Source organism: Streptomyces sp. NPDC059875 (genome assembly GCF_042731085.1).
GTDB lineage: Bacteria > Actinomycetota > Actinomycetes > Streptomycetales > Streptomycetaceae > Streptomyces.
The window spans coordinates 56,074-77,485 of the sequence record NZ_JBHWJZ010000020.1; the positions used below are offsets into that span (position 1 = coordinate 56,074).

General features: G+C 71.1%; 11 protein-coding genes. 8 read left to right on the plus strand and 3 right to left on the minus strand.

What is annotated here, in order from left to right:
* Positions 1–135: 135 nt before the first annotated feature.
* From ACFV9D_RS23830 to ACFV9D_RS23840, 3 genes are read right to left on the minus strand one after another with little or no spacing between them, the layout of a single operon-like run.
* Positions 136–6,213, minus strand: a complete 6,078-nt coding sequence (locus tag ACFV9D_RS23830; RefSeq protein WP_385149672.1) for an amino acid adenylation domain-containing protein — start codon at positions 6,211–6,213, stop codon at positions 136–138.
* Positions 6,210–6,971 (minus strand): class I SAM-dependent methyltransferase, encoded by a 762-nt coding sequence (locus ACFV9D_RS23835; RefSeq protein WP_385149675.1) that lies wholly within the window; start codon positions 6,969–6,971, stop codon positions 6,210–6,212. The genes ACFV9D_RS23830 and ACFV9D_RS23835 overlap by 4 nt, the downstream gene beginning before the upstream one ends.
* 46 nt (positions 6,972–7,017) lie before the next feature.
* The gene (locus ACFV9D_RS23840) at positions 7,018–7,779 is read right to left on the minus strand and encodes a thioesterase II family protein (RefSeq protein ID WP_385149678.1); all 762 of its coding nucleotides are present in this window, start codon (positions 7,777–7,779) and stop codon (positions 7,018–7,020) included.
* A gap of 243 nt (positions 7,780–8,022) precedes the next feature.
* Here ACFV9D_RS23840 and ACFV9D_RS23845 point away from each other — a divergent pair, with 243 nt between their 5' ends.
* The 8 genes from ACFV9D_RS23845 (at position 8,023) to ACFV9D_RS23880 (ending at position 21,184) form a co-directional block, all read left to right on the plus strand.
* Positions 8,023–8,409 carry a hypothetical protein gene (locus tag ACFV9D_RS23845; RefSeq protein ID WP_385149680.1) on the plus strand — a complete coding sequence of 129 codons (387 nt, stop codon included), beginning with the start codon at positions 8,023–8,025 and terminating at the stop codon, positions 8,407–8,409.
* 142 nt (positions 8,410–8,551) lie between these two features.
* Positions 8,552–9,760, plus strand: a complete 1,209-nt coding sequence (gene fabV / locus ACFV9D_RS23850; protein ID WP_385149897.1) for an enoyl-[acyl-carrier-protein] reductase FabV — start codon at positions 8,552–8,554, stop codon at positions 9,758–9,760.
* 102 nt (positions 9,761–9,862) lie between these two features.
* Positions 9,863–11,671, plus strand: a complete 1,809-nt coding sequence (locus ACFV9D_RS23855) for a hypothetical protein (protein WP_385149683.1) — start codon at positions 9,863–9,865, stop codon at positions 11,669–11,671.
* 118 nt (positions 11,672–11,789) lie between these two features.
* Entirely contained in the window at positions 11,790–15,158 is a 3,369-nt protein-coding gene (locus tag ACFV9D_RS23860; RefSeq protein WP_385149685.1) for a PQQ-binding-like beta-propeller repeat protein, read from the plus strand.
* 15 nt (positions 15,159–15,173) lie between these two features.
* Positions 15,174–16,451, plus strand: coding sequence for a hypothetical protein (locus ACFV9D_RS23865; RefSeq protein WP_385149688.1), 1,278 nt, complete (start codon positions 15,174–15,176; stop codon positions 16,449–16,451).
* Between the two features lie 209 nt (positions 16,452–16,660).
* Entirely contained in the window at positions 16,661–17,488 is an 828-nt protein-coding gene (locus tag ACFV9D_RS23870; RefSeq protein ID WP_385149691.1) for an FAD binding domain-containing protein, read from the plus strand.
* Positions 17,485–20,208, plus strand: a complete 2,724-nt coding sequence (locus ACFV9D_RS23875; RefSeq protein WP_385149694.1) for a molybdopterin-dependent oxidoreductase — start codon at positions 17,485–17,487, stop codon at positions 20,206–20,208. The genes ACFV9D_RS23870 and ACFV9D_RS23875 overlap by 4 nt, the downstream gene beginning before the upstream one ends.
* Positions 20,209–20,221: 13 nt before the next feature.
* Positions 20,222–21,184 (plus strand): antibiotic biosynthesis monooxygenase, encoded by a 963-nt coding sequence (locus ACFV9D_RS23880; RefSeq protein ID WP_385149697.1) that lies wholly within the window; start codon positions 20,222–20,224, stop codon positions 21,182–21,184.
* The last annotated feature ends 228 nt before the right edge of the window (positions 21,185–21,412 follow it).

Genomic DNA, 21,412 nt, shown 5'->3' on the forward strand with positions numbered 1-21,412 from the left:
CACCGCCGTTCCACTCCATTGAATGAGGGCCGGTGTGGTGGCGGGCTTCCTCCACCACACCGGCCCTCGGGTACGCCTTCGCCGGAACGGGGCCCGACCGGACCGTCGTCGACCTGCCCGACTGCCTCTACCTGCTCACCTGCTCACCTCGCTCGCCTCGCTCGCCTCGCTCGTCTCGCTTCGGAGCCGGTCGACTGTGACCGCCAGCTCTGCGACCGTGCGGGAGGTGAACATCTCGCGCAGGCTGATCGCGACCCGGAACCCGTCGCGGATCCGGGCGACCAGCCGGGTGGCGGCCAGGGAGTTCCCGCCGAGCTCGAAGAAGTTGTCGCGGACACCGACCCGGGGCAGGTCCAGGACTTCGCACCAGAGGGCGGCGAGCCGTTCTTCGGTCGGTGTGCGCGGCGCGACGAACCCGGCCACGTCACCGGCCTGCCTGGGGGCGGGCAGAGCACGTCGATCGACCTTGCCGTTGGCGCTCAGCGGCCAGCTGTCCAGGGTCACCACGTGATCGGGGACCATGTGCGCGGGCAGCCGGTCACCGACCCACCCCCGGAGCCGTTCGGCGAGCGGCGCGGCAGGCCGGGCGGGGACGCTGCGGTCCACGCGGCCGCCGAGCATGGAATGCACCAGCACGTGGCGCTCGCCAAGCCCGAGCAGCCGCCTGACCGGGTCGAAGGAGAGCGCTCCGATCGGGCAGAGGCCGATGTCGGTGCGCGCCGCCCGGTCCATCAGGACCTGCCCCATGTACCCGGCTTCCAGCAGGCACAGCTCGCGGGCGAGCGAGCCGTACATGGGCTCGATCGCGTCGAGGTCGGCGACGAGGAACACGCTGAAGCCGGCTGCCTCGAAGACGGCGCGGTTGTGCGCGGCGTGGATCCCGGCGTCGACCGTCGCGCCCTCGTCGAGGGTGACCAGCGCGTTCTCCTGCGGGTCGAGGTAGTACGTTCCCGCCGGCAGGCCGGACACTGCACCTGCCTTCACATGCAGGTACGTCTGGACCGGGTAGAGCCCGCCGGGGGACGGGTAGCGGCACTTGGCCAGCCCGTCCACCTCGTCCTGACGCAGGACGCCCAGGCAGTCACTCAGTTCGGCGAGGGCGATCGGCTCGGCGAGGAACGCCCGGTCACTGCGGCGCGGCGACGGCTCGTCCGGCACGCGCGGAAGGACGACCCTGGGCCGTTCGGGTTCCCTGCGCAGGCCGTGCCGGGCGAGCTTGAACGTGGCCCGGCTCAACGGGTCGAGCAGGGTGATGCCGCTGCGGCGGGCCTCCTCGACGTCGGCCGTGTCCGGCCCGGCCGCATCCGGCCCGGCGGCACCGGCTGACGGGGCGATGACGTAGGCGACCAGGCCGTCGTGGCCGGGCCGGTCGTGGCGGCCGGTGGCGGTGACGACGGCCGAGGCGACGGCGGGGTGGGCGAGCAGTGCCGCCTCGATCTCGCCGAGTTCGATGAGCTGGCCGCGGATCTTGACCTGGAAGTCGGCCCGGCCCATGAACTCGATGGTGCCGTCCGGCCGCCACCTGCCGAGGTCCCCGGTGCGGTACATCCGCTCCCCGGTGTCGGGGTGTGCGGTGAACACCGCGTCGGTGCGCTCGGTGTCGCGCCAGTAGCCGTCGGCGAGGCAGGTGCCGGAGACGTACATCTCGCCGGTCACCCAGTCCGGGCACTCCCCCAGTTGCTCGTCGAGTACGTGGTAGGCGACGTTGGCGATGGGGGTGCCGTACGGAATGCTCCGCCAGGCCGGATCGACCTCGGCGACGCGGTACCAGATGCTCCACACGGTCGTCTCGGTCGGGCCGCCGACGGAGACCACCTCGATGCCCGGTGCCGACTCCGCCAGTCGGCGCGGCACGGTCAGGGGGATCCAGTCGCCGCCGAGCACGGCCAACCGGAGCGAGGTGAGCCGGTCGCCTGCGCCGCCGCTCTCCAGGAGCATGTCCATCATGGCCGGCACCGAGTTCCACACCGTGACCCGGTGCGTGACGATCAGTTCGGTCCAGTGCACCGGGTCGCGGCGGTCGGCGACGGCCGGCACGACCACCGTGCCGCCCGCGCCCAGCACGCCGAAGACATCGAAGGCGGACAGGTCGTGGTGGAGCGCGGTCACCGCGAGACAGCGGTCGCCCTCGGCGATCCGGAACGCCTCGATGGTCTCCACCAGGCAGTTGACGAGTGCCCGGTGGTTGACCATCACGCCCTTCGGCTCGCCCGTCGAGCCGGAGGTGAACATCGTGTACACGAGGTCGGTCGGGCTGCCGCCGGAGGGGAGCGGTGCGCCGGTGACGGCGGGCAGCGGCCGGTCAAGGCAGAGCCGCAGCGTTCCGGTCGGCCAGTCCAGGGTGTCGTCGAGCGATGACTGGGTGAGGACGAGGTCCACCTCGCCCTTGTCGAGCAGCCGACGGAGGCGGGGGCCGGGCAGGTCCGGGTCGATCGGCAGGTACGCGGCGCCCGAGAAGAGCACCGCGTAGGCGGCGACGATCTGCTCCCAGCCCTTGTCCATGACGATGGCGACGAGTCGGCCGGGCCTGGCACCGTGCGCGCGGAGCCAGTCGGCGGCCTGCCGGGCGGCGGTGTCGAGTTGGGCGTAGGACAGGGTCCGGTCCGGGGCGATCACCGCGGGGGCGTCGGGGCGGGCGGCCACGTGTCGTTCGAACAGGTTCTGCACCTGGATGTCCGGGACGGCGCGGGTCGGTCCCGCACTCCTCCGGCGCCGCTCCCCCTGTGCGGGTGGCAGGGCGAGCGGCCTGCTCCGCGACCAGGTGCGTTCGTCGGTCGCGAGCCGGTGCAGCAGTTCCGTGTGCGCGGCGAACGTGTCGTCGAGGAGTCCGGCGGGGAAGAGCTCGTCGACCGCGTCCCAGTTCAGGAGCAGCGCACCCTCCTCTTCGTGAACCTGCTCGTCGAGGGAGACCTGCGGGGTCTGTGAGACGGCGAAGACCGGGGTGAGCAGTTCCTCCAGCGGTGTCCTCGCCGCGGTGGCGAAGGCGAGGTTGCTGGTCATGACCACCGGCATGAGCGCCTGGTCGAATCCGCCCTGGAGCCGCATCAGTTCGCGGAGCACCTCCACGCCGCTGACGTCCTGGTGCCGTAGGTCGGACCTGAGCTGCCGCTGCAGCCCGCGGGCCCGGTCCCGGAAGGTGGCGCCGGTGCGGAAGTCGACCTCCAGCAGGGTGAAGGACGCGAACTGTCCGAACACCTCGTGGTACCCGGGGTCGTCCACGGGCCGGGTGAGGCGCGGCACGTTGAGCGTGAAGTGCCGGCTGGTGCTCCAGCCGGCCATGACTTCGGCGTAGGCCGCGAGCAGCAGTCCGGTCGGGGTCAGTCCGGCCCGTCCTGCCCGTTCCTTGAGGTCCTGCCACAGCTCGGCGGGCAGTGTGGTCTCCCGCCGGGTGAACCGCGGCCGGTCGATCGATCCGGCGCGGGCGGCGGCGGGCAGCTGCGGTGCCGGGGGCAGCTGCGGCAGCCTGCTCCACCAGTAGTCGCGCGAGCGCCGGTACGCGGCTCCGTCGCGCCGCTCCGCCTCGGCCCGCACGTGGTCGCGGAAGGTCTTCTCCGGGGCCGGCGGCCGGGCGTCCGGTTCGTCGTAGAAGCGGGACAGGTCGTCGAACAGCAGCCGCCCTGAGGAGAAGTCCGCGATCAGCGAATCCACGCTGAGGTGGATGCGCAGGCCCTCGTCCAGCCGGGTGGCGGCGACCTCGAACAGCGGCCACCGGTCGGCCGGACGTACCTCGTGCGACAGCCGGTCCCGGGTGGCCGCCAGCTCCGCCTCGGCCTCGTGCCGTTCGCGGCCGCGCAGATCGGTCACCCGGATCTCGTACGGGGGCACCTCGGAGAGGATCCGCTGCTCGTTGCTGTCGGGCAGCATGACGGCCCGCAGCATCTCGTGCCGGTCGATCACCCGCCGCCAGGCGTTTTCGAACCGGGGCAGGTCGAGGTCGGGGGCGTCGAACTCCAGATAGACATGGGTGGAGACGTTCCCCAGCTCGAAGGCGCCCGTGCGTCCCAGGCAGTACGCCTGCTGGGTGTCGGTCTGGGGGAAGGGGGTGTGCGGGACGGCGGGTTCGGCGGCCCCGGCGGTGGCCGACGTGGACACGGCCGAAATGCCGGTGGCGCCGGGTTCGGTGGTGGTCGCTGTGGTGGAGGGCGGGGTTTCGGCCGGAATCAGCAGGCCGCCGTCGGTGAGGGGGAGCCCCTGCGGACGCCGCTGGAGGACGGTGGCCGCGAGTGTGGCGATGGTCGGATCGCCGTCGAACACGGCGTCGGAGACGTCCACGCCAAGGTCGCGCTCGATCCGGCCGACGAGCCGCAGCGTGGCCAGCGAGTCCAGGCCCAGTTCCAGCAGCGGGCGCTCCCGGTCGGGTCCGTCCGCGCAGTCCGCCACCAGGGTCGCCATCAGGCCGCTCAGATATGCCTCGACGGCGCTGTGTCGGTGGCCGGCGAGAGGCTGTAACGGGCTGGTGGCCGCACCGGCGGTCCACTCTCCGACGACGGTGAGGGTGCCGTCGAGGAGGGCCTGCCGGGTGGCCCGCCGCTGGATCTTGCCGCTGGAGGTCTTGGGGATGGTGCCGGTACGCACGAGGACCAGGCCGTGGAGGCGGACGTCGAACTCCGCGGCGATCGCCCGGCCGAGGTCCCGTGCGACCTCGGCCGCAGGCGGCAGCTCCGCCCCGCGTCGGATCTCGGCGATGAGTACGAGGTGTTCCGCCCCGTCGTCGTCGACGGTCACGGCGGCCGAGGAGTTGGCCTGCAGAGCCGGATGGCTCTGCTCCGCGCAGCGCTCGATGTCCTGCGGGTAGAGGTTGCGGCCCCGGACGATGATCAGGTCCTTGCTGCGGCCGGTGACGAACAGTTCGCCGTCGCGCATGAACCCCAGATCGCCGGTCCTGAGGAACGGTCCCTCTCCGGTGGCCAGTTCCGCTTCGAAGGCTGCCGTGCTCTCCTCCGGACGCCCCCAGTACCCGTGGGCGATGTTCGGCCCGCTCACCCAGATCTCACCGACCCCCTCGGGGCCGCAGACCGCCGCCGTGGCCGGATCGACGACGAGCAGCCGCTGCCCGTCGACGGCGGAGCCGCATCCGACGACGTCCCGGCTCCGGCCCGGCCCGGCGTCGGCGGAGCCGGGGACGACGCGGTGCGCCTCCAGGGCGGGGACGTCGACCGTGAAGGCGGACGAGCGGGTGAGGTGATCCCCGCAGGACACCATCAAGGTGCCCTCGGCCAGCCCGAAGCTGGGCCGCAGCGCTTCCCGGCGCAACCCCCAGCAGGCGAAGCGGTCGGCGAAGCGGTCCAGCGTCGCGACCCGTACGGGCTCCGCGCCGACGACGACGGTGTCCAGGGTGCTCAGGTCCAGGGGCTCGTCGTCGGCGGGATCGATCCGTTCGACGCAGAGGTCCAGGGCGAAGGGGGGTGTCGCGGAATCCGTGGCGCCGTAGGTGGAGATCGCGCGCAGCCACTGGCGGGGGTCGAGTACGAAGGTGCCGGGCGCCATCAGGACTCCGGGGCATCCGGCGACGAGGGGTTGCAGGATGCCGCCGATGAGGCCCATGTCGTGGTACGGCGGGAGCCAGCTCACCGTGCAGGAGTCCTCCGAGGTCCGCGTACGCCGCAGGATCTGGGCGGAGTTGTGCAGCAGGTTGCCGTGCGAGACCATCACGCCCTTCGGCGCGGCGGTGCTGCCCGAGGTGTACTGCAGGAACGCGAGGCTGTCGGTGCCGACGAGCGGATCGGTCCATTGCCCGGCGTCGCCGGTGAGGGCGCCGGTCGGCAGCCAGGTGACGGCTCGCAGCTCGGGTGCGTCGAGGAGCTGCCTGCGGACGCCGACGGTGATCCGGTCGCCGGTCAGTGCGGCGGTGGGTGCCGCGTCCGCGGCGACGGCCCGGAGCCGGGCCAGGTTGCGGGAGTGCGGCGGGTGGCAGGGTACGGCGATCGCCCCCGCGTACAGGCAGCCGAAGTACGCGCTCAGGTAGTCCGCGCCCGGCGGGTGCAGGATCAGTACCCGGTCGCCGGTCTTGCCATCCGCCTGGAGGGTTGCCGCCACCACCCGTGCGCGGTGGTCGAGTTGCGCGTAGGTGAGGCGGGACTCCTCCTCGCCGTGGCTGTCGAGGAAGACGTACGCGAGGCGGTCGGGCTGTCGCGCGGCCCGTGACCGCAGCAGGTCGACGAAGCTGCCCGGCCGACGGCCGTGCGCTTGCGGGAAGGGTGCGGAGAGGTTCATGACTGCTGCTTCCCGTCTCGGTCGTCGTCACCGGAGTGGCCGGCCGGCTTCTCCGCGCTCACCAGCAGGGTCCGGGCCCAGGGCCCGCTCCACCACATCCGGTGTCCGGCGTCGGTGCAGGTGGCGTTGACGGCGCCCGCAGCGAGCAGGGTCTCCAGGTAGCGGCGGGCGTGGAAGATGTCGGCGATGAGCATCCGGCCGCCCGGCCTGAGGACCCGGTAGGCCTCACGCACGGCCTCCTCGCGCCCTCGTACGCCGGTGATGTTGTGGATCGCCATGCTGGACACCACGACATCGAACGTGCCGTCACTGAGCGGGAGTTGTCGCATGTCCGCTGTGACCAGGTCGACCTGGTCGGCGACCTGCTCGAGCTCGGCGTTGCCGGCGGCTGCCCGTTGGCCGTTGCCGGACTGGTCGACCGAGCGCCAGATGTCGACGCCGGTGACCCGGCCCTTCGGCACCCGGCGCGCCACAGCGGTCAGCACCGCTCCGCGCCCGCAGCCCAGGTCCAGGACCTTTTCGTCGCCCTGCAGGTCGAGAGCGTCCAACTGCTCTTCCCAGAGGAGGAACTTGCCCCGAACGGTCGCATGCAGGTACAGCCCTGCCGGGACCGCCAGTACCGCTGGGATCGACAGCAGCCGGCGGGGTCCGCCCGCGGCGACCGCCGCCAGAGGTGCCACGACCCCGCCGCCGAGGGCGAGCAGCCAGCCCGGGCCGTCGACGCCGTAGCGCCCTCGTCGCAAAGATGTGTTGCTCATGAAAGACATTCCTTGATTCACGATGCCGATTCGGATGGGGCGAGGATCAGCGGGCGCGGCAGAGGGCCGACACGAGGGCGAGGACCTGGTCGGTCGACTCGAAGGGGAAGAAATGGTCGCCGGCGAAGATCCGGACCGTCACATCGGTGCCCAGCTCGCGCCAGCGTTCGACCTCGGCGGGCGGGGCCGCCGGGTCGTCGGCGCCGCCGAGGGCGATCAGCCGCACACCGGGCGACAGCGTGTTCCTGGTCCGGTAGGTCTCTGCCGCCTCGAAGTCGGCGCGCAGCACCGGAAGGAAGAGCTCCAGCCATTCCTCCTCGGCGAGCAGCTCCGGCGGAATGCCGCCCAGCGCGCCGAGACAGCTCCGGAACTCCTCGTCCGGGAGCAGGTGCATCGCGGGGGTGCTGCGGGAGACATGCGGCGGAACGCTGCCGGAAACGACCACGGCCGCCGGTGGACGGGGACCGTCCTGGAGGGCCAGGCCGAGTTCGTAGGCGAGCAGGGCCCCCATGCTGTGGCCGAACAGCACATAGGGAAGTCCGTCGGCCCGGTCGGCGATCGGCCCGGCAAGCCGCTCGCCGAGCCGGACGATCGACGTTTCGGGAGACTCCGTCATCCGGATCCCGCGCCCTGGCAACTGAACGGGCACGACCTCGATCCCGGGACTCACCATGCTGTGCCAGGACCCGAACACCGACCCGTCCGCCCCGCCGTGCGGGAGACAGAAGAGTCGGGCACCGAGCGGGCCCCCCACGGAACGTTCAGAGGGAAACCACAGGTTTTCGGAGATGACATTCACGGATGGCACACACTTTCGACTCGCTGGTGACGCTCAGTCACCCCAATGGATCTTTGGGTGCAACGACCGCTCCGGTCGTAGGAAACGGTGATCTTCAGGCAGCCTCGCGCGACCACAGGTTCCGGCCAGGCCGACAACGCGCGTCACGTGTACTGCCGCACGTCCGAGAACCGGAGGTCCGGATAATGGCAGCAGCCGGGTCCTCCACGCGCGCGTGCCGCGGCCCGAACCAACCGGAGAGATGAAGGATCGATGGCGCTCAAAGACGGCCAGCGGGTGAAGCTGGCGGCAGACCTCAGGCTGACTGGTTCGGTCACCCTGGCCGAGGACGCGTCGACGGGGGCCGTCGTCGGGTTCCTGTCCCTGGCAGCGGGCACCGAGGGCACCGTCGAGCGGGTGGACCGACATCCTCAGGAGCAGAGCCAGGAGGTCCGCGAGTACGTACGGCTCAAGTCGCTCCTCGACGATTTCGGTCCGCAGATGCCCCCGGGGAGCAGGAAGCAGCTCGAGGATCAGGTCGGCTCCTTGGAACCCGCGTGGATCGTCTACCAGGAGCACAAACTCAGCGTGACCGTCCGCGTCCGCCTCGACAACGGATTCGTCCTCGACGACGCAGACGAGACCCTCTTCACTTCCTAGCGGAACCCTCCAAGCCCGGCTGGACATCGTTGTGCCGGTCAAGATCACCGTGTTCATCCGTACGGCCGCAGACTGGCGGGACGGGGTGGCCGAGGCGGCCGCCGCGTCCTTGTCCGTGACGACACACCTGGGGCACCACACCGTGAGCGAACGCGTCATTGCGCCGAAGAGCCGGGGCTTCCTGTTCCTCGATTCCCATCCCGACGGCTGCCGACAGCTGGTGGACGAGATGTGGCAGGCCGTTCCCGCGCCGGTCGCCGCCGGGGGCGAAGGGCCGGTGGCTCTGGTCATCGGCTCGTCCGCCGGGTACGGCCTGGCCGCTACGATCGCGGGCCTGGCCCGGGTCGGTATCCGTGGCATCGGCGTGTGCTTCGAGAAGGCGCCCGCGCGGCGCACCGGCACGGCCGGCTGGTATCGCACCGCCGCCACCGCCCGGCTCGCCCGACAGCACGGGCGGGACATGGTCTTCGTCAATGGCGACGCGTTCAGCGACACGGTGAAGGAGCAGGTCGCCGACCTCCTCACCGAGCGGTTCGGGGGACGACTCGACTTCCTGATCTACTCGGTGGCCGCGCCTCGCCGCACCGAACCGGACACCGGCCACGTGTACGCCTCGGTCCTCAAGCCGATCGGCTCGCCGTACACCACCAAGACCCTCGTCTTCGACGAGTCCGGTGCCCCGGAGGTGAAGGAGGTCACCACCGCTCCGGCCGAGGGCGACGACGTCGAGCAGACCGTGGCGGTGATGGGCGGCACCGACTGGGAACGGTGGATCACGTTCCTGGCCGACCGGTCCCTGCTCGCCGACGGCTTCACCACCGCCGCACTGTCCTACATCGGCTCGCCGCTCACCGCGGCGATCTACCGGCAGGGCACCATCGGCGCCGCGAAGTCCCATCTGGAAGCCACCGCACGCACGTTGGACGAGCGCCTCGGCAAGACCCTGGGCGGCCGGGCCGTGACCTCGGTCAACGCCGCCGCCGTCACCCAGTCCTCCACGGCCATCCCGGGCATCGCCCTGTACGTCGGGCTGCTGCGCGGCGTCCTCGGCGACGCCATGGTGGCCCCGATCGGTCAACTGGTGGAGCTGTGGGACCAGCTGACCGGCGCCCGCCCCCTCGACCTCGACGACGAGGGCCGGGTCCGCCTCGACACCTGGGAACTCGACCCCGCCGTGCAGAACGCCGTCGCCGAACGCTGGTCCACCGCCACCACTGACACCATCACCGAACTCGCCGACCTCGACTGGTTCAGCGACGAAGTCCGCCGCCTCTACGGCTTCTCCGTCCCCGGCGTCGACTACACCGCCGCCGTCGAAACCGACGTCCCCTGGCCCACTCTCACCTTCTGACCCGCGCGGGCGGGTCCGTCTCGGCACGGCCGTCGCACTGGTCGGGTGCGCGGCCACGGCCGGCGTGGCCCGTTGTCAGTGTCGTCCGTCATGATCGGACGTATGAACGAGATCGACACGGCCGCACCCCACGCTCCCTACACCCCCCGCAGGTGGAGCGGGTTCGCCTCATCCGCCGCCCTGCAGGGTCTCGTCGGGGCCGGGGGCTGCTGGAACGAGGACTCCTTCGCCGACATCAGGCGCATCGGCCGCTATATCGAGGGCAGTTGGGCTCCCGAGCCGGGCGAGCGGGAGGTCCGTCCGCCCGCGGCCGGTAGTTGGACGGAGCTCATAGGGCGTATGGGCGCGGTCGCGCTGCGGGCGGCCGCCCCGGCGACCCGGCCCGAGCGCCGTGAGGTGCTGCTCGACTTCCTGGAGATGTGGGCGCGGACGCCGTTCGCCGACCCGGCCTACCGCTTCCGTCTGGGCCGGCTCGCCGGAACGACCTCGTTCACCGTCCGCGACCAGCAGGGCGCCTCCTTCGGCCAGCACCTGCCGGCGCGGCGTGAGACCCGCTACTTCGAGGCCGTGCTCCCCGGCGGCGAGGCCGCCCCGCGCCCCGAGGAGCCGCTCTACGCCGTGGACTGCCACCGCGGTTGGGGCACCTCGGGGCAGCTGCGGCGCCTCGTCGAACTCGTCCGGGAGCGCGGCCCGGTTCCCTGGGACGTGGACGCGGCACTCGCCCTGAGCGAGGCGACCGGCCTGAGCCGCCCCGCCGCGGCCCTCGTCCTGGCCGGCAACCCCGGTGCGGGCAGCTACTACACGCCGTTCCTCGACGCGCACGAGCGCGCCGCGTACGGCTTCAAGCTCGGCGAACTCGAGTCGGCACGGTCCGAGTTGTCGATGTTGCACGACGACGACCGACTCGCCCTGCTCGCCGACGTGATGCCCGCGGACGTCGCGGACCTCTGGGAGCCGGGCGGCCTCGCCCGTGTCGCGGAGCGCATCGCAGCGGCCTGGGCGGAGCAGCACGGAGCCCGCCCGCACCCGCCGTGGAGCACCTGGCAGTCCGCGGTCGCCCTGGAGACCCGGATGCCGGCGACCCACCTGTGCCATCTGTTCCTCGACCCGTCGAACGCCACCCTGCCGCCGGGCTTCTACCTGCGGATCTGGCCCTGTCCGCCCGAGTACCGCCATCTGCGCACGGCATGGGACGTCATGGGAAGCTACGACGGCGACACCGTCGCGGACGCCGTCTTCGCCGGCCTGCCGTGGGCGTACGCCGACCTCCCTGCCGGTGACCCCGTACGCACCGGGGCGCCGGAGGCCGTCCGCCACCTGCGCAAGGTGCTGGCCGGCCGCGACTCCCCGGCCCGGGTCCTCTGCGCGGGCGTGACCCACGGCGACAGGGGGAGCCGACGCTGGGACTGGCTGACCGACGGCACCTGCGACCGCGTCATGGCCCGCATCACCGCCGACGACCTGCCTCCGGGACGCTACGAGTCCGACCCGCGCGCCTGCGCCCCCGAAGTGGTCGCCGACGTCGTCGCCACCCTCGACCTGGCCGAGGACGCCGCCACCCTCTACCTCCAGCTCCTGGTCCTCCCCGTCCCGTCGGACCGGAACGTACGGCGCTGGAACGCCTGGACACCGGCCCGCCACAAGGCGGCCGCGGCGGAGCTGGTGGCACGCGGCCTGGCGGTGGAGGACCGCCGTGCCCGCGCGGGCCGCACGCTCTTCCTGCCGGGCCCGTGGGCGCACGCCAAGAAGCCGCTGCCTCCGATGGAGTCCTGGAAAGCGCCCCTGATCGGCGCGCAGCTGAGCGCCGACGGGAGCGAGGTGAGGGCTTTCGAGCTCTTCCCGGGCACGCTCCCGGAGTTGTTCACCGAGGCCTGGCAGCTGGTCTGCAGGAGGGAGGGGCCGACGGCCTGACCTGTGGCGGCCGGATGGTCCAACGGTCGCGAACGGGACGCTGAACAGTTCCGGGCCGCTCCGTGAAGTCGATCAGTACCGACGGGTAACCCGTCAGCGGATCAATAGCCTCCGCTTCATGGATCACATACGCAGAGCAGCCGGGCTCGCCCTTGCGCTGCTCTTCCTGATGCTGGGCATCGGCGCCCAGCCCGCGTTCGCGCACGTCTCGCGCGAGCACGCGGAACTCGTTGTCGCGCCCGGAGACGACGTCACCAGCGGCCGCCTCATCGTGCACCACGCCGTCGTGGCTCCCGAGCAGGCCGGTGCGTGGGCGTCCGCGCTGCTCTCGGCCCCCTGCCCGGTCACCGGTTCCGGCGTGCCGGGCGACGACGGCGGTGTGCCCGGCGGCGTCGTCGTCGAACTGGCGTGGAGCTGCCACGTCGACGCGCTCGACCTGAGCCCGCTCATCGACAGGGGCGGACTGACCCAGGTAGTCGTCGAGTTCGACGGCACCGCGGTCGACGCCTCCGCCGCCACCCCGCTCGTCGACGTGCGCGGCGCACACGCCCTCCCGTCGTTCCCGTGGTCGACCGTCGCGCTCGTCACGGCCGCCGGCGTCGTCCTGGTGCTGGTCGCCCTGCGGCTGCCCGCCCTCGTACACGGAGTGCGCCGCTCCCGGCGGCGTTGGCAGCTCGCGACGGCCGGCGCCGTCGCCCTGTCGTTCCTGGCGCCCCCGGCGGCCTTCGCCGACGACACCGCGGAGCCGGACGCCACGGTCACCGTCGAGGGCACCGTCTTCAACGACCGCAACGGCAACGGCAAGCGGGACACGGGCGAGCAGCCCATGCCCGGCGTCGACGTCACCGACGGGGCCGGATGGACGACGACCGGCGCGGACGGTGCGTACAGTCTGAGCATCGACCCGAAGCGGCGCGAGACCGACCTCGTCGGCATCGTCTCGCCCGACGGATACACGCCCGCCCTGCGCAAGGACTACATCCCGCAGTTCTTCCGGAAGGTCCCCGAGACCGGCGGCACGGGCGTCGACTTCGCGCTCGTACCCGACCGCAACGCCTCGAACCCCACCGAGAAGTGGGTGATGAACTCGGACTCCGAGGTCGGCAACCGCACCGACGACGAGGCCCGGCGCGCCCTGCCCCAGTGGACCGGCCAGGTCCAGGCGATGAGCGAGGTCGACGGCGCGACGATGCAGATCGCGACCGGCGACCTCACCGTCACCGACTACGCCGCAGAGCCGCGCCGCCAGGGCGCGTACGACCTGTTCAGCAAGGGCCTGGAGGAGGGCCGGCTCGGCCACCCCTTCTACCCGGTGATGGGCAACCACGACTTCGGCGGCACGGCGACCTCCCAGGGCTACGCCGGCAGCCTGGAGTACTACCGCCGCAACCTCGCCCCCGAGTGGTACAGCTTCGACCGCAACGGCCGTCACATCGTCGTCCTCGAGGACAACTACGACGCGAGCGGGCTGAAGCCGCAGCTGGAGTGGTTGCGCCAGGACCTCGCCCGGCACGCGGTCGGCAAGCAGGTGTTCGTCTTCGCGCACCGCTCGCTGTTCACCCAGTGGGGCCCCGGCGCCGGCATGCAGCCCACGATCGACGAACTCGCCAAGTACGACGTGCGGATGGTCGCCGCCGGCCACAACCAGCAGGCCGAGTTCCGGCGCGGCGCCTTCAAGCGGTCCGTCGAGATCAACAACCAGGGCACGTACGGCATCGACGGTGCCCGCCCCGACTACAAGGTCCTCGACTTCAGCGCCATCACGGACGATCCGCGCACGCACCGCAACGAGGACACCGGCCATGTGACCGGCATCCACCGACAGTTCGACATCGACGACGACGCCGCGCTGGTCAGCCCCGCGCAGGGCAGTGTGCACGGCACCAAGGCCGGAGTCCCCGTCGAGGTGTACGCGGAGGACGACGGCCGTACCCCGGCCACGGCGGTACTGACCGTCCGTGACGGCCGCGGCCACCTCGTGAAGCGGACGGACGTGCGCTTCGGCAAGGACAGGTCCCGCCCCGGCATCGAGAACTGCTACACCCCGCCCGGCGGCACGCCCGAGCCCTGCCCCGAGACGCGCGGCGCCTGGACCCGCGCGAGCGGCGCCCTGCACGGGCTGCGGCCCGGAACGTACACCGCGGAGTCGGTCGCGTACGACACGCGGGGCAAGCGGTTCCCCGTCGTCAGGAGCACCTTCGAGGTCGTACGGGACTCCGAGCTCGCCGAGCCGAAGACCGGCCAGGACTGGCTGCGGCAGGGCGGCGACGAGGCCGGGCGGTCCGCGAGCGGCGACGAGCCGGGCGCGCAGCTCGACCTCACGTGGGCCCGCCACACCGGCGAGCAGTTCAACCTCAACGGCTCGGTCGTCGCGGACGGCAGGCTCATCGTCTCGTCCCGGGCCTTCGACTCGCCGTACAGCATGATGCTCGCCTACGACCTCGCCTCCGGGCGGGAGCTGTGGCGCACCTACCTGGACGGCGACGCCGAATCCGCGCCGACGCTCCACGGCGGCAAGGTCTATCTGACGACCGGTGTCGGGCGGGTCTACGCGCTCGACGCGGCGAACGGACGCATCGTCTGGCAGTCGATCGACCGCGAGGAGACCCACGGGGACACCGTGCGCCGCTACGGCCGAGCGGGCGGACCTGTCAGCGTCTTCGCCCTCGCGGGCGGTGGCGACCGCACGGTCGCCGTCTACCAGGACGCCTCCACGGTCCGCTGCCGGGACGCGAAGACCGGCGGGATGCTGCCGGGCGGCTTCGGCGCCGCGTTCTCCTGGGGTCAGGCCCACAGCACGGTGATCCGCGAGCCGGGTACCAACACGGCCTACCTGCACTCCATGTCGAGCAACACCGTCATCGCCATGGACCTCGCGACCTGCGCCCAGCTCTGGGTGAAGGACACCGGGGGCGACATCGACAGCCACTCCTCGCCCGTACTGACCGACCCGGCCGAGGGCGGCCGGACGAAACTGGTGACGTTCACGGCGTACGGAGCCCGGGGCCACGACCCGAAGACGGGCGTGGTCACCTGGGAGTCCAGGCTCGGCGGCGGCAGCACCTGCGAGCCGGGGCGCGCCCCGCTCACCAGCCCGGCCGTGTGGGGCGAGACCGCCTACGTCGCGGGCCGGGACGGTGTCGTACGCGCCTACGACACGAGCGCGGCCGATCCCTCGAAGCCGGTGTGGGAGGCCGCCTCCGGCTATCTGCCGGGGGAGAGTCCTCTCGACGACAAGTGGCGTGTTGCCATGGGCTGTTCGGTCGGTGCGGGCTCGCCGACCATGCACCCGCTCGTGACGAAGTCCCACGTGTACGTCGGAACGTGGGACGGCCGCCTGCTCGTCCTCGACCGGGTGAGCGGCGCGCAGGTCACCGCGTACGACCTCGGCGCGGGAGTGGCCTCGGCCCTCTCCGTGAGCGGTGACCGGCTCTTCGTCCTCACGGACGACGGCACGGTCCACGCGCTCGCCGCCCGCCGGAAGTAGAAGGGACGCACCACCGTGCGATCACTCCGCACCGGGGTGCTGCTCCTGCTCGCCGCCGTCCCCGCGCTGCTCCTGGGCAGCGCGGGGACGGCGCAGGCGCACCCCTTCGGAACCCCTCCTGTTGTGAAGATCGAGGCGACGGGCACCACCGTCGACGCCACCTGGTCCGCGCAGCGGGACGACGTCGCCGTCCTGAAGGACGTGTCCGGCGGCGACGAGGCAGGCTATCTGCGCGCGCACATCGTCGTACGCCAGGACGGCCGCCCCTGCCGCGTGGACCGGGCGGACGACACGAAGGTCCACTTCGTCTGCACGCGGCCGGTGGACCGCATCGAACTGACGGTCACGGCGCTGACGGACGTCGACCGGGCGTACCGGACGCTGTCGGTGACGGACACGGGCGCGGGCGGGCTGCACACGGCGCAGGAGCCGACGCGGACGCTGCCGCTGACACCGGCGGCCGCGCAGGCCGCGGCCGGACCCGCCGCTTCCGGCTGGGCAGCCTGGAGCACCGACCTGACGTCACTCCTTGACCACGGCGCGACTCTTCCGGTGGCCCTGCTCATCGCCGCGGCCGTGGGCGCGCTTCACGCCTGCGCGCCGGGACACGGGAAGTCGCTGGCCGCCGGGTACCTGGTGGGCGCCAGGGGCAGGCCGCGCGACGCGGTGTGGCTGGGCGGCATCGTCGCCGTGATGCACACGCTCTCGGTCGCCACGCTGGCGGTCGGCTGGTGGCTGGCGGCGAACAGCACGCCGGACATCGCGGCGCTGACGGGGTGGCTCCAACTGCTCGCGGCGCTCGTGGTGGCGGGGGTGGGCGTGAGCCTGGTCCGGAGGCATCTGCGCCACCGGAAGCACCACCATCACGGGCACGCACACGACCACAGCCACGCACACGACCATGGGCACACCCACGACCACGACCATGGCCACAGCCATCACATCCCGGCCGCGCCGTCACTCCTCACCTGGCGCGGACTCCTGCTCCTCGGTGCGTCGGGGGGCCTGCTGCCCTCGCCGTCGGCCTTCCTCGTCCTGCTCACCGGACTGCTGACCGGCAAGGTCGGCATCGCACTCGCGATGGTCGCCGCGTTCGGAGTCGGCATGGCCCTGACGCTCGCCGGCGTCGGTCTGATCGTGCTCCGTGGACGGGACGCGCTGCTGGACCGCGTCTCCCGCTCCCGCACGCTGCGCACGTGGACCCCGAGGGTTCCGCTGTTCGCGGCCTCGGCGGTGGTGGCCGGAGGGACGGTGGCCTCGGCGGTCGCCGCGGGGCGACTGCTGAGTCCGTGATCACCGCGGCCGCGCCCCGACTTGGCGAGGCCGGCCTCTTCGGCGATATCCTGGAACGGAGTCTCCGTCTCCGCCGGTCCCTCGTCGAGCAGGTCGACCGCGGTGGGCCACATCCGGTGCTGTCGCTCGCTGTTGGGGTGCTGCTCCCGGCGGGCATCCGGTCGCCACACGATTGCACACGATTGTCGTCGTGAGGGAGATCAGTTCCCATGGATCTCAACACCGTCACCGAAGTGGTCCGGCGGCCGTCCGATCGGCCGGGCGGGGACTGGCGCGAAGGCGACGCCTGGCTCGCGGGCGGCACATGGCTGTACTCCGTCGAGCAGCCGGAGGTGCGCCGCCTGATCGATCTGACGGCGCTGCGGTGGGATCGTCTCGTCCCGAGCGGCACCGGCCTCGAAATCGGCGCCACATGCACCATCCGCGAGCTGTACGCCTATGTGCCGCCGCGTGACTGGACCGCGGGCACGCTCTTCGCCCAGAGCTGTGAGGCGTTCCTGTCCTCGTTCAAGGTCTGGAACGCGGCGACCGTCGGCGGGAACATCTGCATGTCCTTGCCCGCCGGCCCCATGATCACCCTCACGGTCGCGCTCGAGGCACAGTACGAGCTGCAGGCGCCCGACGGGTCCGTGCGCACCGTCGACGCCCTCGACTTCGTGACCGGCGACCATCAGAACGTACTCACCCCCGGGGAACTCCTGCGCCGCATCCAGATTCCGGTGCGCGCCCTGAGGAAACGCACCGCGCACCGCCGCTTCACGCTGACCCACCTCGGTCGCTCGACGGTGTTCCTCGTCGGCACGCAGACGCCGGGAGTGAACGACATGACGCTCACGGTCACGGCCGGCACCACCCGGCCCGTACGCCTGGCTTTCGACCCCCTGCCCGACGCCGGAACCCTTCAGCAGAGCATCGACGCCATCCCCCGCGACGTCTGGCTCACCGATCCCAACGGGACCCCCGATCACCGTCGCCACCTGACCAAGCACTTCGCCGAAGAGATACGGGGCGAGCTGATGGCGGGGAGCCTGTCATGACCTATGCCGTGAACGGCAAGAGCTTCGACGCGGAACCACGACCCGGCCAGTGCCTGCGCACGTTCCTCCGCCAACTCGGCCACTTCGGCGTCAAGAAGGGGTGCGACGCGGGGGATTGCGGTGCCTGCACGGTCTGGTTGGACGGTGAACCGGTCCACAGCTGTATCACCCCCGCCTTCCGCGCCGAAGGGCGTCAGGTGACGACGATCGAGGGGCTCGGAGCACCCGGCGGCCTGCATCCGATGCAGCGGCAGTTCCGCGACGCCCCGGGCTTCCAGTGCGGGTTCTGCACCGCTGGGATGATCATGACCTCGGCGACGTTCACCGAGGCCCAGAAGGCGGACCTGCCGCGGGCGTTGAAGGGCAACCTGTGCCGCTGCACCGGCTATCGCGGGATCGAGGATGCCGTCAAGGGCGTCGTGGGCGTGGAGACTGCGGCGCCGGGAAAGGCCGTCGGGACGAGCGTCGGCGCACCGGCGGCCGACGACGTGGTGACCGGTCGCGCCGAGTTCACCATGGACACCCACATCGAGGGGATGCTGCACCTCAAGGTGGTGCACGCACCGCATGCCCACGCCCGGATCGTGTCGATCGACAAGACCGCCGCGCTCGCGGTGCCCGGCGTGCAGCGCGTCTACACCTGGGAAGACGTCCCGCGCAGGCGCTTCACCACGGCGATCCACACCGACCATCTCGTCGATCCGGACGACACCTTCATTCTCGACGACACCGTCCGTTTCATCGGCCAGCGGGTCGCCGCGGTCCTGGCGGACACGGTCGGAGCCGCGGAGGAGGGCTGCCGACAACTCGTCGTCGAGTACGAGGTGCTCCCGGCGGTGTTCGAACCCGAAGAGGCGATGGCCGAGGGGGCGCCGCAGCTGCACGGCGCGGAGCACGATCCGTTCGCCCTCGATCCCGTCCACAACATCCTCCTCGAGATCCACGCGGACATCGGTGACGTCGACGCGGGCTTCGCCGAGGCGGACGTGATCCACCGGGGCACGTACTCCTCACCGCGCGTGCAGCACGCGCACCTGGAGACCCACGGATCGATCGCGTGGATGGAGAACGGCCGTCTGAACGTCCGTACCAGTTCGCAGTCGCCGTCGATCGCGAAGGTGAAGCTGGCCTACCTGTTCGCGCTCCGCCCGGACCAGCTCCGTGTGTTCTGCAAGCGGGTCGGCGGCGGCTTCGGCGGCAAACAGGAAGTGATCTCGGAGGATCTGGTCGCCCTCGCCACCCTGGACACCGGACGGCCCGTCTCGTTCGAGTACACCCGCGAGGAGGAGTTCACGACGGCTTCGCCCCGCCATCCGATGACGCTCACGGTCACGCTGGGAGCGAAGGCGGACGGAACGCTCACGGCGTTCCAGGTCCGCAACGTGTCGAACACGGGCGCCTACGGCAATCACGGGGGCGAGACGCTGTACGCGGGCGGTGCCGCGGTCATGCTCTACCGTTGTCCGAACAAGAAGTACGACGCGTACTCCGTCTACACGAACACCGTCCCGAGCGGAGCGCTGCGCGGATACGGGATGACGCAGCCGGCGTTCGCCGTGGAATCGGCCATGGACGAACTGGCACGCGCCCTGCACATCGATCCGCTCGAACTGCGCCGACGCAACATCGTGCGACCGGGCGATCCGCTCGTGGCCCTGCACGACGGCCCCGATGACGTGATGTTCACCGAGGACGGACTCGCCCGGTGCATCGACCTCGTGGACGCGGCGATGGCCCGCACGGCGGGGCAGTCCTCCCCCGGCCCGGAGTGGTTCGTCGGGACCGGTGTCGCGAGTTCCCTGCACGAGACCGCACCCCCCACCGAGCACATCTCGGAGGCGTGGGTCACGCTCGGCGACGACCTCGTGTACGAACTGGCTGTCGGAACGGTCGAGTTCGGCGAGGGGACGTCAACGGCCCATGTCCAGATCGCCGCCGGCCAGCTGGGCACGACGCCCTCGCGCATCCGGCTCGTGCAGTCCGACACCGACCGCACGGGATTCGACACCGGGGCCTTCGCGAGTGCGGGTCTCTTCGTGTCCGGCAACGCGGTCCTGCGAGCGGCCAACGCCGTACGCGACCGCATTCTGGAATTCGCCGCCGCCCACACAGGGGTCCATCTCGTCATGTGCGCGATGGACGACGACGGTGTCGTCTGCGGCGACCGGCGCGTGTCGCTGGCCGAACTCGTCGCCCTGGCCCGGGCACGCGGCATCCGATTCACCGCGGCCCGCAAGGCGTACGGATCACCCCGGAGCGTCACCTCCAATACGCAGGGGTTCCGCATCGCCGTCCACCGGGTGACGGGTGAGATCCGGATCCTTTACAGCGTCCAGGCGACCGACGCCGCGGTGGTCATCAACCCCGCGCAGGTCCGCGGGCAGGTGGAAGGCGGCGTGGCCCAGGGAATCGGTTTCGCGTTGACCGAGAACTTCCACGTCGACGCGCACGGCGTCATGGTCAACCCGAACCTCCGCAACTACCGCATCCCCACCTACGCCGACATCCCCCGGACCGACGTGCTCCTGGTGGAGTCGACGGACTCGTACGGGCCCATGCGGTCGAAGGGTATGGCGGAATGCTGCATCAACCCGGTGGCGCCCGCGCTGGCGAACGCGCTCCACGATGCCACGGGCATTCGCTACCGCGCGCTGCCCCTGACTCCGGAACGCATCTACAGCCGGCTGAACGAGAGTCGGTCGGCACAGTCGGCGGCCTGAGCACATGAACACCATGAAGTTCGAAGACACCGCCGCGACGGCGATCATCGGCCAGAAGGTCCTCCCCGGGGCGGAGCGGGAGTACGAGATGTGGCAGGAGGACGTCAATGCCGCGGCCGCCCATTACGCCGGATTCCTCGGAGCGGAGATCGCCCGGCCGACAGCCCTGCAACCCGACTGGGTCGTCGTCTACCGCTTCGACTCGATAGCCCATCTGCAGGCTTGGATCAACAGCGCGACCCGGCAGCGGTTCCTCGACAGCGGAAGCAAGTACTGCGACGGCCCCGCGACCCAGCAGGTGGTCAGTGGGGGTACGGAACCGACGGATCCGCTGGTGACCGTGGTGGTCACCCACCGCATCCATCCGCACAGCGTCGACGACTTCCTCGACTGGCAGCATCGCATGGCCCAGGAGGAGAGCAGATTCGAGGGCTTCCGCGGCACCGAGCTCTTCCGTCCGATCGAGGGACTTCAGGACGAATGGACCACGCTGTACCGATACGACAACGCGGAGCACCTCGACGCCTGGCTGACGTCGACCAGACGGCAGGAGCTGCTCGCCGAGGGCGAGCGGTTCAGCGAGTACAAGCTGCGCACCATCGACAACTCGTTCGGCAGCTGGTTCGCCTTCGACCAGAACGGAAGGGAAGCGCCTCCGCCCTCGGAGACCAAGACGTCCATCGCGGTCTGGGTCGGCCTGTACCCGACCGTCGTGCTGCTGTCGCTCGCCCTCCATCCGCTGGGGATGCCGTTCTGGCTCGGGCTCCTGGTGGGCAACCTGCTCTCGAGTTTCCTGATGAGCTTCGTCACGATGCCCTACTACGTGAACCGACTGCTCAAGCGCTGGTTGCGGCCGTCGCCTGACGAATCGCCGACGAGGACCAACCTCATCGGCCTTGGAATCGTCGCCGCGGTGACCGTCATCTGGGCGGTCGTCTTCTACCTCGTGACGACCCAGATCTGGACGCTCCCTTGAGTACGGCAGACAGGGGACGGGGCCCGTGGGCACCCCACAGAGGCTTGACCGATGAACCTGCGGCAACGTAGCTTCGGGCGCACCGACTCGCGAGCTGCTGGAAGGAGGCGAATCGGATGTCGACCATCTCCGTACTCTCTCGCCTCTCCCACCAGACTGCCTGGGCTCCGGGTCTTGTAGCACACGGCTGCTGACCAGCCCTCTTCCGGCGTGCCCGATTGTGGCCCC